Origin of the sequence: Hathewaya limosa, assembly GCF_030815255.1 — a bacterium.
GTDB lineage: Bacteria > Bacillota > Clostridia > Clostridiales > Clostridiaceae > Hathewaya > Hathewaya limosa.
This window is the reverse complement of sequence record NZ_JAUSWN010000001.1, coordinates 195,808-208,648: the sequence shown is the minus strand read 5'-3', so window position 1 is coordinate 208,648 and position 12,841 is coordinate 195,808. Positions and strand designations below refer to the sequence as shown.

At 26.6% G+C, this 12,841-nt stretch carries 10 protein-coding genes; 2 read left to right on the top strand and 8 right to left on the bottom strand.

Annotated features, from left to right (window positions below; translation table 11 throughout):
- The first annotated feature begins 6 nt into the window (after nucleotides 1-6).
- On the top strand, nucleotides 7-744 hold the full coding sequence (locus QOZ93_RS00940; RefSeq protein WP_111943793.1) for a type 1 glutamine amidotransferase: 738 nt from the start codon (nucleotides 7-9) through the stop codon (nucleotides 742-744).
- Between the two features lie 26 nt (nucleotides 745-770).
- Here QOZ93_RS00940 and QOZ93_RS00935 read toward each other — a convergent pair whose 3' ends face one another.
- From QOZ93_RS00935 to QOZ93_RS00900, 8 genes are all read right to left on the bottom strand, one after another.
- Nucleotides 771-1,541 (bottom strand): polysaccharide deacetylase family protein, encoded by a 771-nt coding sequence (locus tag QOZ93_RS00935; protein ID WP_307354767.1) that lies wholly within the window; start codon nucleotides 1,539-1,541, stop codon nucleotides 771-773.
- Between the two features lie 126 nt (nucleotides 1,542-1,667).
- Complete coding sequence (locus QOZ93_RS00930) at nucleotides 1,668-2,600, bottom strand: aldose epimerase family protein (RefSeq protein WP_111943797.1); 933 nt, start codon at nucleotides 2,598-2,600, stop codon at nucleotides 1,668-1,670.
- A gap of 23 nt (nucleotides 2,601-2,623) precedes the next feature.
- Nucleotides 2,624-3,610: a UDP-glucose 4-epimerase GalE gene (gene galE / locus QOZ93_RS00925; protein WP_307354766.1), complete on the bottom strand. Its 987-nt coding sequence runs from the start codon at nucleotides 3,608-3,610 to the stop codon at nucleotides 2,624-2,626.
- Nucleotides 3,611-3,781: 171 nt separating this feature from the next.
- Nucleotides 3,782-6,376 carry an ATP-dependent chaperone ClpB gene (clpB, locus tag QOZ93_RS00920; protein WP_111943801.1) on the bottom strand — a complete coding sequence of 865 codons (2,595 nt, stop codon included), beginning with the start codon at nucleotides 6,374-6,376 and terminating at the stop codon, nucleotides 3,782-3,784.
- Nucleotides 6,377-6,739: 363 nt separating this feature from the next.
- The gene (locus tag QOZ93_RS00915) at nucleotides 6,740-8,005 is read right to left on the bottom strand and encodes a helix-turn-helix domain-containing protein (protein WP_111943803.1); all 1,266 of its coding nucleotides are present in this window, start codon (nucleotides 8,003-8,005) and stop codon (nucleotides 6,740-6,742) included.
- Nucleotides 8,006-8,031: 26 nt separating this feature from the next.
- Nucleotides 8,032-9,336 carry a helix-turn-helix domain-containing protein gene (locus QOZ93_RS00910; protein WP_111944419.1) on the bottom strand — a complete coding sequence of 435 codons (1,305 nt, stop codon included), beginning with the start codon at nucleotides 9,334-9,336 and terminating at the stop codon, nucleotides 8,032-8,034.
- Between the two features lie 209 nt (nucleotides 9,337-9,545).
- Complete coding sequence (locus QOZ93_RS00905) at nucleotides 9,546-9,728, bottom strand: YtxH domain-containing protein (RefSeq protein ID WP_307354765.1); 183 nt, start codon at nucleotides 9,726-9,728, stop codon at nucleotides 9,546-9,548.
- Between the two features lie 81 nt (nucleotides 9,729-9,809).
- A complete protein-coding gene (locus QOZ93_RS00900; protein ID WP_307354764.1) occupies nucleotides 9,810-10,823 on the bottom strand; it encodes a YkvA family protein in 1,014 nt (337 codons plus the stop codon).
- A gap of 181 nt (nucleotides 10,824-11,004) precedes the next feature.
- On the opposite strand from QOZ93_RS00900, the gene QOZ93_RS00895 reads away from it, so the two are divergent.
- Nucleotides 11,005-12,762 (top strand): ATP-dependent metallopeptidase FtsH/Yme1/Tma family protein, encoded by a 1,758-nt coding sequence (locus QOZ93_RS00895; protein ID WP_307354763.1) that lies wholly within the window; start codon nucleotides 11,005-11,007, stop codon nucleotides 12,760-12,762.
- The last annotated feature ends 79 nt before the right edge of the window (nucleotides 12,763-12,841 follow it).

Here is a 12,841-nt window from a genome sequence, read left to right as displayed (position 1 = left end):
ATTTTTATGGAATTAAACATATGCCATCTTTATCCTGATCTTTTAAATGTATATGGAGATTACGGAAATATTTTAGTTTTAAAATATAGAGCTGAAAAAAGAGGTATTAAAATAAATATTCATAACCTTTCTATTGGCGAAAAATTTGATGAAAATTTATATGATATAGTTTTATTTGGCGGAGGTCAAGATTTTGAACAGTCTATTGTATCTAACGATATTATAGATAATAAAAGAGAGAATATACAAAATTATATTGAAAACAATAAAGTTTTTCTAAGTATATGTGGTGGATATCAACTTCTTGGAAAATATTATACTACACCTACTGGTGAAAAACTTCCTGGACTTTCAATATTAGATATATATACTGAAGCCGGTGATACAAGATTTATAGGAAATACAGTTATATACAATGAAGATTTTAATGAAACATATGTAGGCTTTGAAAACCATTCTGGTAGAACCTATATAGGAAATTTAAAACCTTTAGGAAAAGTTAAAGTCGGATATGGAAATAATGGCTCTGATAAAAACGAAGGTTGTATTTATAAAAATACTTTTTGCACGTATTTTCATGGTTGTTTACTTTCTAAGAACCCTGAATTAGCTGATAGACTATTATATTTAGCACTTTCTAAAAAATATGATAATGTAAAAGATATTCTAACCCCATTAGATGATTCATTAGAACTTAAAGGTAAAGAACATATTATCAATACTTATGAAAAAATTAATAAATAATAAGAAGGCAGCTAAAGGCTGCCTTCTTATCTATTTAAAATTTTTAATCTTTCTAGTCTTTCTTTATCTTGTTTTGAAATATTTTTTAAACTTTTAAAAGTATATCCCCTATCTTTATAATATTTTATTATTTCAGGCAAGGCTTTAACTGTGTTACTATTATAATATCCATCATGTAAAAGCACTACAATACAATCTTTATTTTTGCTATATTTAAAAACATTATTCTTTATTTTATAAAGAGCAACATTTTTGGAAATTGCATCTTCTCCACTTACATTCCAATCAATGTAATCAAATCCCTTTTCTTTTATACTATTCTTAATTTGTTTTTTTACTGCTTTATTACAAATAGTGTTTGTAGATCCTCCTGGCATTCTAACTATGTTAATATATTTCTTCCCTATAATCTTATCCAATACTTCTAAACATTGATTTAAATCTTTAATATAATTTTGAGAACTTTTATAAATGTAATGAGTTTTATGCGAAAATGTATGTTCACCTATAGCCATATTATTTTTTAAAAGTTCTTTTACTATCTCAGGATTACGTTCAGCATTTTCACCAATTAAAAAAAAGGTAGCAGGAATATTTTCTTTTTTTAAAATTTCCAATACCTTTTTTGTATTATTTATAGATGGCCCATCATCAAATGTTAAATATACAACTTTTTCTTTCTTACCATTAGTTTTGCCTGTTTCTTCATTTGCCTCGATAATAGGATTAACCATAAATACACTGCCTAAAAATATACTTATACATAGAATAGCAATTAAAAATTTATTCTTATACAAAACTACACATCTCCTTAAAATATTTTATATTTATAATGTGTGTAGACCTTCTAATTTTATTCTTAGTATACTTTCTAAAAAAACCTTATAAAGGAAAAATTAATTTCTTTATAAGGGTTAAAATTTTTATCTTATTTCTATTTCCATATTAAACTCTAATTTGTCATGTGCCTTTAAGTAAAATATTTTATCTTCTTTTTTAGCAATATCTATATTATCATAGAATCCATTAGTAGGTTCTAAGGCACAGTTATAATCTCCCCTAAACCCACCTTCTGTAACCCAAAAGCCTAAATAAGGTAATACCTCTTTATCATATTTTAAAATGTATTCTAAATTTACATTTTGAAAATAAATTGAACACATGCCTTCATTTACCTTGTTATTAACATAATACTTTTCTGTATGATTACTACTTTCAGATAAAACTTTACTTAAATTATATTCATTTCCTTGTAAATCTTCAGTTAAAGGATATGTATGAATTGTGTTTATTTGTCCTAATCTACTACTTTTTTGAACATTTCTAACATAATTTGTTCCTTTAGGTAATCTTATCTCCATATCTTCATTACAGTTTATTAGGAAATGAGCTGCCCAGATACACGGAAACTTTTCGTCCCCATGATTTTCTATAGAATACTCTATTTTTATTTTATTATTCTTTAAACTTATAGTTTTTATATATTCATAAGGTAAAATTCGGCTAACATATCTTAACTTTACCTTATTCTCTTCTATTGAAATCACTTGAAAATCGCTTGTCCATATTTCTCCATGATCTGGATATATTATTTTTTTTCCCATATATTCAACTTCACATTGATCTATAGTAGGAAATGCATCATCTAACCCTGCCGCATCAAATTGTGAAAAATTAGAATATAGTTTTGGTTTTTTATATATTTTTTCTTTATTTTGAAAAGCAAATTCAAATTTTTTATTTTTGTGATATATAGATGCAATCTTACCCCCGAATTTAGGCAAAACTATAATTTGTATATTAGCATTTTCCAGTTGAATTCCCTTTTCACCCTTAAAAATAACATCTGTATGCATAATCCTAACCCCTTTTATATGAATTAATTTTCATATCCTTGTGGATGGTTTACATGCCATTTCCAAGCTGTCTCTATAATTGTTTCTAATGAATTATATTTAGGTTTCCATTGTAATTCTTCCATAGCTTTCTTTGAAGATGCTATTAATGTAGCCGGATCTCCTGCTCTTCTCTCAGCTATTTCTGCCTTAATTTCCTTACCTGTAACTTTTCTTGCTACTTCTATAACTTCCTTAACCGAAAAACCTTTTCCATTTCCTAAGTTATATATCCTACTTTCCCCACCATTCATTAATCTTTTTAATGCTAAAAGATGTGCATTAGCTAAATCTGTTACATGAATATAGTCTCTTACACAACTTCCGTCTTCTGTATTGTAATCATCACCAAAAATAAATATTTTATCTCTTTTACCTAATGCAGTTTGAAGAATTATAGGTATTAAATGAGACTCTGGATTATGATCTTCTCCTATTTTACCATCTACATGTGCTCCTGCTGCATTAAAATATCTTAAAGCCGTATATTTAATACCATAAGCATTATCACACCATTTTAATATTTTTTCTACGGCAAGTTTTGATTCTCCATAAGGATTTGTTGGTAGATTTCTATCTCCCTCTACTATAGGAATATTTTCTGGCTCCCCATAAGTTGCTGCTGTAGAAGAAAAGACTATATACTTAACCTCATGATCTCTCATTGCTTTTAATAAATTAATTGTAGATCCTATATTATTATCAAAATATTTCAAAGGCTCTGCAACACTTTCGCCAACTAAAGAATCTGCTGCAAAATCTATTACAGCATCTATTTTATTCTCTGAAAAGACTTTGTCTAATACACTTCTATCTCTTAAATCCCCTTTATAAACCTTGCCACCTAAAATAGCATCTCTATGACCTTTTTGAAAGTTATCTAAAATAACTACTTCATGTCCATTTTCTAAAAGTTCAGCTACCATATGGCTTCCTATATATCCTGCGCCACCACAAACTAAAATCTTCATTTATGTATCCTCCTAAAACAAAACTTTTTATCACTTTTTCTTCCTACATTATATCACAAAAGATAAATTAGAAATATTTAATATATTGCAAAAATGGCCTAAGCTTTTATATATTCTTCCTCAATAAAAAACCAGTGGATGGTATCCCTCCACTGATTTTCTTATTTTTATTTAACTAAAACATAACTTATCTCCATTAAAATCAATATTAATAGTATCGCCTTCTGAGACACTGCCTTTTATTATCATTTTAGCTATTTCAGTTTCTATATTATTTTCAATATATCTCTTTAATGGTCTTGCTCCATATACAGGATCATATCCTTCTTTTGCTATTAATTCTTTTGCCTTATCACTTATAATTAATCCTATATTTCTTTCACTTAACCTATTTTTAGTATCTTGTAAGAATATATCTATAACTTTTTCTATATCATCAATGTTAAGCGGCTTAAACATTATAACATCATCTAATCTATTAATAAATTCTGGTTTAAATCTTAATTTTAACTCATTTAATACATTATCTCTTACTTCTTCAGTTAAATTGTTTTCTTCCATATTTTGAAGTAAGTAAGAACTTCCTAAATTTGATGTCATAATAATTATAGTGTTTTTAAAATCTACTACTTGACCTTTATTATCTGTTAATCTTCCATCATCTAATATTTGAAGAAATATATTAAATACATCTTCATGAGCTTTCTCAATCTCATCAAAAAGTATAACTGAATATGGATTTCTTCTTACTGCTTCTGTAAGCTGTCCGCCCTCTTCATATCCCACATAGCCTGGAGGTGCTCCAATTAATCTAGATACGGCATATTTCTCCATATATTCAGACATATCTATTCTTATCATATTTTCTTCACTATCAAATAAATTTTTTGCTAAGGTTTTTGCTAATTGAGTTTTACCAACACCAGTAGGTCCTAAGAATATAAATGAACCTATTGGTCTTTTAGGGTCTTTAAGACCAGAACGGGCTCTAATTACTGCATTTGAAACTGCGGTAACGGCTTCTTCTTGTCCTATAACTCTTTTTTGTAGTTCTTCTTCTAATCTTAAAAGTTTTAACTTTTCTCCTTCAACTAGTCTTTTTACAGGAATACCGGTCCATTTTGCCACTATATCTGAAATTTCTTCTTCTGTAACCTCTAATTTTAATAAGGATTTAGACCCTTCTTCTTTTAATATTTTTTCTTTCTCTTCTAATTGTTTTTCAAGAGAAGGTATTATACCATATCTAATTTCAGCAACTTTATTTAAATCATATTCTCTTTCTGCTGCTTCAATTTCTGCTTTATAGTTATCTATTTTTTCTTTTAACTCTTTTACATTTTCTATTTGAGCTTTTTCTTTTTCATATCTAGCAGTAAATTCTTTATTTTCTTCTTCTAAATTACTTAATTCTCTTTCTACATCCTGTAATCTAGCCATAGAAACTGCATCTTTTTCTTTATCAAGTGCTTGTTTTTCTATTTGAAGGTTAAATATTTTCCTTCTAATATCATCCATTTCTGTTGGTAAACTATCAATTTCTGTTCTTATCATAGCGCAAGCTTCATCTATTAAATCTATAGCCTTATCAGGTAAAAATCTATTATTTATATATCTAGCGGATAATTTTGCTGCAGCTACTATAGCATTATCATGGATTCTAATTCCATGGAAAATTTCAAATTTTTCTTTCAATCCTCTTAAAATTGTAATACATTCATCTACAGTCGGTTCCTCAATTTGAACCTGTTGGAATCTTCTTTCTAAGGCTTTATCCTTTTCTATATACTTTCTATATTCATCAAAAGTAGTTGCCCCTATACAATGAAGTTCTCCCCTTGCAAGCATTGGTTTAATTAAATTGCCTGCATCCATAGCTCCTTCTGTTTTTCCTGCACCTACAATAGTGTGTATTTCATCTATAAATAATATTATTTTTCCTTCACTAGCTGTAACCTCTTTTAGTACAGCTTTTAATCTTTCCTCAAATTCTCCCCTATACTTAGCTCCTGCTATTAATGACCCCATATCCAGCGAAAATACTATTTTATCTTTTAGACCTTCTGGTACGTCGCCCCTTACTATTCTTTCTGCAAGTCCTTCAACAATGGCAGTTTTACCTACCCCAGGTTCTCCAATAAGTACTGGGTTATTTTTGGTTCTTCTAGATAAAATTCTAACTACTCTTCTAATTTCATCATCTCTACCTATAACAGGATTTAATTTATTCTTTTTAGCTTCTGCAACTAAATTTCTTCCATATTTAGATAAAGCATCATAGGTTCCTTCTGGATCGTTAGTATCTACTGTTTGATTTCCTCTTACTTCCATTAAAGTCTTTAAAAATCCATCTTTTTTAATACTAAATGTTTTTAATACTTTACCTATAGCACCATTTGAATCTATTTCCATCATAGCTAACATTAAATGTTCTACACTTATATAACTATCATTAAATTTTTTAGCTATATCTTCTGCCTTTACAAAAATCTCTTCAAATCTTCTTGTAGGATAAACTCCTGAACTATTCCCACCTTCACCTAATACTTTAGGCATCCTATCTAATTCTTTATGTGTTAAGTTTCTTAATGCTTTTACATCAACACCCATTTTACTAAAAATATTAGGAATTAAACCTTCATCTTCTGAAATCAAAGCCATAAAAAGATGAATTGCATCCAATTGCTGATGATTGTATTTAACTGCAATACTATGTGCATCATTAATGGATTGTTGTACTTTTATAGTAAGTTTTTCAATATCCATCTTATAATTCATCTCCTTTTTCATTTTATTATTTAATTACTAAGTTATAAAATAATATTTTTATATTTACTATTATAATACTATTTTTTATAAAAAATATAAAATTATTATTAAAAAATTTATGATTTTATAATCCTTTCAAATAATACTAGTGTACTCATTTTATTATTAATTCGTCACTATATTTTATCTTTCTTATCTAAAAAATCCCTACTTTTTTATTCCTATTATGAAACTTTTTTAAGTTTTATAACATTTTTATTATTTGCAACAATAACTAATCTTAATCTCTTTAATGTTATTTTATATTTTTATATAAAAACAGAGTAAAAAGTATACTAAATACATTTCACTCTGTTTTTTCTAAATGAATTTTTCAATTTTAATAGCTAAGTTAAAATATTTTAAAGCTTCTCTTACATTATCAAATTTAAAATACATTTTTCCCATTTCTAAATATCTGTTATATATATCTTTTTTAGGTGCAAATTTCACAAGTGAATCTAAAGCTAAATTCATATACATTTCAGCTGAATAATCACTTTCTTTTTTCATACATATTAAAGATTTTGTATAATATGATTTTTCAATTAAATGTATATCATCAATTTTAATTGATATATCTAATGCAACTGAACAAATTTCATCTGCTTTTTCTAAAATGCTATTTTTAAATAATGTATCACATACCATGAGAAGGTATTCTATATATTCCTTTTTTTCTTCTTGAGGACAGGCCTTTAGTCCTTTATTTATATACTCCATACCTTCATCTTTTAAGCCTAATTCTAACATTATACTAGCATATTCATTCATAGCTTTAGCTTTTTGTATATTTTCTTCTTTATAATACTTAAAAGCTTTTTCCTCATATTTGGAAAATCTATCATCATTCATACGCAAACATAGATATGCCATCATATGATAAATTTCTGCTTTTAATAAATCCTCTTTAACCCATTGAATATACTCTATAGATTTCATTATTATACTATAAGCTTTTTCATATTCTTTCATCATAACATAACATGAAGCTTCTTCATAAATAATATTTGCCAAATCATTATAATTATCACTACTATTATGACCATTCATAATTAAATTTTTTACGTTATTATAATAATTCGCTGCCTGTAAATATTCTTTACTAATAAAAAGATAGTTAGCCATGTCAATATAATAAATTTTATGATTTTCTTCATTATATACTTTTTGATAAACATCATAATACTTACATTGAACATCTTCCAACATTTTTAAATCTTCTTTTACCAAATAGTATTTAAAAAGTAAATGCATTAAACTCATAGATATATCATCATACCTATATTCATCTGCATACTCTAAATTATATTGCAATTCTTTTTCGTAATTGATGCTATTATTGTTATTTTTAATATTTTCAAGATTTTCCAATAAATGATCTCTTACATCTTTGCTTAAATAATCATAATTAATATCTAGTTTTTTGCTGGTAAACTCCAATATCCAAGGTTCTGCCTTTATTTTATTATTTTCAATACAACTCATCTTGGATACAGAAATTTTATCTTCACACAGCTCTTTCAATGTTAATCCTTTATAAATACGAGCTCTTTTTATTTTTTCCCCTGTTGATAATATCTCCATACTAATCTCACCCATCCAAGTAAACATTATAAATAATTTATAATTCCAAGTTCCTTAAAAATTTCAACACCTTCATTTAAATACTTAGCCGCTGAAGATTCATTTCCCTTATCCATATAAAACTTACCAATCATCATTGAAATTTCTCCTGCTTCCTTTAAATAACCCATACTTTTTGAAAAATTTAATGCTATGATTAATGTGTTTTCTGCTTCTAAGAAATTCTCTTCTTGCATGTCAATCCTATATTTTAAAAGATAATAATCTACTAATGCCTTCTTATTTCCATTTTGTACTTCTATCATTATTTCTTCTAAAATTTCTTTAGACTTAGATATATTTTTAAACTTTATATAGTTTTCACACATTGTTATTAACGTTTCTATAACTTTAGGATCTTTATTATCTATTCTCAATTTTTTAGAAATTTGTAGATGTATAAACGCTTCATCTATATTGCCAAAATCTGAGAAAAGTTTTCCAATATTATTTTCAATTTCAGATATATTTTTAACATCTTGAATTTCTTTATATATAGCTAATGCTCTTTTTGAATAATTTATTGCATTTTCTAATTGTTCTTTTTTACAATATTGTTCTGATAACAGTAATAAAGATTTTGCATAATCTTTTTTATTGTTTAATTGCTTAAATTTTTCTTCTGCTAAATATGAGTATTTGATAGACTTGTCTACTTGCTCTAATTTAAAATAAGTATACGCTATATAATAATATATCTGACCTATTAAAAAATCATTTCCAACATTATTATCTAAAAATACTTTTTCAGCTTGTTGAAAATAAGTGCATGAAGAATGATATGCCTTTAATTCTAAGGTAATAACCCCTAAATTCAAAAATGTATTGATTATCTCCTCATACTTATTAAGTTTAATAAATATAACATTAGCTGAAAGGAAAAACTGTTGAGCTAAGGCTCTTTCTCCTTTAATCATGTGAATTTTACCGGTTAGAAATAAAGTTTTAGCCTTTATATATTCTAGATTATAAGATTCCGCATAGTATAATGCTTTTTCTATATATTGCTCACTTTTAGTTAAATCGTTTTCTAACATATGAGACTCGGCTATATTTTGGAAGAATTCACATATTTTTTCTGCCTGACTTTCTTCAGATTCCATTAGATACTCAACTGACGTATTTAATGCCATGGCCAAATACTCTAAAAGATCCATACTAGGATTTGACTTACCAGACTCTACAAGACTTATTTGTCCTGGTGTTATTCTGTCTCCTGCAAGATCTTTGAGTGTCATATTAAGTTCTTTTCTTTTCCTCTTTATTTTTTCCCCTAAAGACAAAATTTCCATGTCCATATACCCACTCTTCCTTTTCACGGTAATAAAAATAATTTAATAAAATTTAAATTAGATATAAAATATTAACAATATTATAACATAATTTAAACCTTTACTGCAAAAATATCTAAAAAATTTTCTTATAAAAAAATAAAAGTGCTTTTAAAGCATTTTTCCTTTAAAAGCGCTTTTATTTTGGCTGTTTTCATCTAAATTTAAAATTATTTGTCCATCATCATATCTCTCATTGAATTAATCATGTCCCCACCATAAGATTTTACTACTCTATTAGCTCTTCTAATTTTTCTTTTTGTTTGTCTATCCATTGATGGAACCATCATCATACCTGCTGCCATTCCTATTAATGCTCCAGCAGTTATTCCCTTTGCAAATTTAGCACCCATTTTACTACACTCCCTTTCAATAAATATTTACATTAATAGAATGTGTAATTTTATTTTTATTAATCCTGTTTTTTTTTAGTGTTAAATATTTTTTATCCCAAAATTTATATAATTAAACACCTTATCCACATTATTACCACCAACAGCGCTCGTTATAACTTTAACACCTTCTTTTATAGTTAAGATTATATTCTCTTCTCCTTCCCAATTTTGAAGAATAACTTCATCAGGAACTTGGTTTATAATCTTATCTAATGCAAAAAATATTAAAGCTAATTCATCTACTTTTCCTATAAACGGTATTTTATCTGGAATTATGTCTATTGGCGATGCAATATACGTTATAACTCCTCCTAAAATAATTTTATACTTATTTTCAACTCGTTTATCTTTTATTAGCCTATATATTAAGGCCATAATATCTGGAATAATTAAAGCATATTTAAGTAAGTCTTTATAATCGCATGTTACAGAGTTTTCTATATTATCTCTTATTAAAGTATATCTATCTTCTACTTTATTCTCCGCATTTAATACAACTTTTTCTTCATTTTTCTCTTTTTTTAGATTAAGCTCCCATACATTTTGTATTTTTTCATTTCTTTTCATAGCTTCTTCAAATTCAACATATTTTTTATCCATATTAAAAGATATTTCTTTAATTTTAATAAAAATATCTTCATCACTTACATTTATCTCATTAAGTTGTAAAGTTACATATGGAATTATAGTAAACAAAGTATTTAATTCTATACATACTTGATCTTTATATGTAATAATTCCTATAACCATAAAATCTTTTAAAGCTTTCTTTAATGCAAATTTTTTTATAAAAGAAAAAATACCTAATTTAGCTATAGAAATTTTCTCTATCTTTAATTTTAATAAATTATCCTCTAAATAAATAAATCTTAATTTAATTTCAAAGGGTATTTTAATTTTAAATTTATATGTACCTTTTAAAACAAGCATTCCTTCATCAAATACCGTGGAACTTATTTCCAATCCTTTTATTTTAGCAAGTAAAATAACCTCTTGTATTATACTAATTAAATCTTCAGAAGTGACCTTTATAGTTGCTTCAGAAATATTCATTTATTTTCCTCCCCCTAATTCAATTTACTAATTTTCCTATACTATGTTTTAATTCTAGTATATCATATGTAGTTCTATAATTTACATATCCATAATTTATGTATTTCATTAGACTTAATTATTAAAAACTAATATAATGAGAACACATTAAAATAAAAATTAATTTGGTAGGTGATAATTAATGAAGAAAAAAAATAAATTTTTATTAATACCTATTGCCTTTTGTATAATTTCTTTAATTTCTATGATAACAGTAAATTTAACTTATAATAAAAATCTACACAAAAATTACTCTACATTTTTACAAGAAATATCATCAAAAAAAGTATCAGAAGTTTACCTAGATAACTCATCAATTCTCACTGTAAAACTTAAAAATGGACAAGTTTATAAAACAGATAATCCCAGAAAAGAAAGCTTAAAAGAAGACTTACTAAAAAATAATATTTTAGTTCATGAAAATTCATTTAAATCTATACAAGAACTTATTCCTGCTTTAGTATTTTTTATTTCAATTTGTAGCATTTTATATATTATTTTAAAAACATCAAAAGTTTTTTCCAAAAGCTCTTTTTCTCAATGTTCAATACAGGCGGAAGCTATACAAAATTGTTCTTATAACTTTAACAGTATAGCTGGTAATGAAGAGGCTAAAGAAAGTGTTAAAGATATAATCAATTTCTTAAGAACTCCAGAAAAATATGCTTCTTATGGCGCACGTATGCCTAAAGGAATTATTCTATATGGTGAACCTGGAACTGGGAAAACTCTTTTAGCAAAAGCTATTGCTGGTGAGGCTGGCGTACCTTTTTATGCCGTATCTGGTTCTGATTTTGTCCAAGTTTATGTAGGTGTAGGTGCTGCACGAATTAGAGATCTATTTAAAAAAGCAAAAAAACAAGGTGGAAAAGCAGTAATTTTTATTGATGAAATAGACGCCATAGGTAAAAAAAGAGATGGTTCTAAAAGTGGAGGAAGTTCCGATGAAAAAGATCAAACTCTAAACGCTCTCTTAACGGAGATGTCTGGATTTAATGAAAAAGAAGGAATTATTGTTATTGCAGCTACCAATAGATTGGATGTATTAGACCCTGCTCTTTTAAGACCTGGCAGATTTGATAGACATATAGAAGTTGCTCTTCCCGATTTACAAGCAAGAGATAAAATTATTAAACTATATCTAAAAAATAAACCTCATAAAAATATAAATTTTTATGAATGGGCAAAAAAAACAGCTTATTTTTCCGGTGCAAAATTAGAAAGTTTTATAAATGAAGCTGCTATTATCGCTTGTAATGAAGATAGCGAATATATAGATGATTTTATTTTGGACAGGGCTTATTCTATTTCATTAGCTGGTCATGAAAAAATAAATAGAGATTTTATTAAAGAACAAGATAAAAAAATTACAGCTATACACGAAAGTGGTCATGCTTTACTTTCACATATACTTTTACCTCAAGAAAAAATTTCTAAGGTTACTATTATTCCTAGTACCAAAGGTGCTGGAGGATATACTTTAAGTATTCCTGAAGATAGTTTATTTAGAGATAAATCTTATTTACAAAATAAAATAATGGTTCTTTTAGGTGGAAGAGCAGCGGAAGAACTTTATTTAGGAGAAGAAAATATAACTACTGGAGCATCTAATGATATTGAAAAATGCACAAATCTTATTGTTCGCATGATTAGTATTTATGGAATGGGCCAAAGTATCGGTCTTCTAAATATGAATGAACTATCTAAATTAGGAATTAACAATTCTACATTGATATTAGATGAGTGTACAAAAACTATAGAAATTTTATATGATGAAACTAAAAAACTTATAAAAAAGAACAAAAACCTTATCGATACTATGGTAAATTCTCTTTTGGATAAGGAAACCTTGTATGATAGTGATTTAGACATAATTTTTAATAATATTACTTTTTCTTAATAAAGAAAAAAGGGGCTGTCGCACTAAAAAATAGTGCGACAGCTTTTTGCGTAAAAAATAAATCTCCCACTCGAAAGAG

Excerpts from the sequence above, each read along its gene's own strand:
- QOZ93_RS00940 (WP_111943793.1), top strand. The coding sequence starts at position 7 with ATGGAATTAAACATATGCCATCTTTATCCTGATCTTTTAAATGTATAT.
- QOZ93_RS00930 (WP_111943797.1), bottom strand. The coding sequence starts at position 2,600 with ATGCATACAGATGTTATTTTTAAGGGTGAAAAGGGAATTCAACTGGAA.
- galE (WP_307354766.1), bottom strand. The coding sequence starts at position 3,610 with ATGAAGATTTTAGTTTGTGGTGGCGCAGGATATATAGGAAGCCATATG.
- clpB (WP_111943801.1), bottom strand. The coding sequence starts at position 6,376 with ATGGATATTGAAAAACTTACTATAAAAGTACAACAATCCATTAATGAT.
- QOZ93_RS00915 (WP_111943803.1), bottom strand. The coding sequence starts at position 8,005 with ATGGAGATATTATCAACAGGGGAAAAAATAAAAAGAGCTCGTATTTAT.
- QOZ93_RS00910 (WP_111944419.1), bottom strand. The coding sequence starts at position 9,336 with ATGGAAATTTTGTCTTTAGGGGAAAAAATAAAGAGGAAAAGAAAAGAA.
- QOZ93_RS00905 (WP_307354765.1), bottom strand. The coding sequence starts at position 9,728 with ATGGGTGCTAAATTTGCAAAGGGAATAACTGCTGGAGCATTAATAGGA.
- QOZ93_RS00900 (WP_307354764.1), bottom strand. The coding sequence starts at position 10,823 with ATGAATATTTCTGAAGCAACTATAAAGGTCACTTCTGAAGATTTAATT.
- QOZ93_RS00895 (WP_307354763.1), top strand. The coding sequence starts at position 11,005 with ATGAAGAAAAAAAATAAATTTTTATTAATACCTATTGCCTTTTGTATA.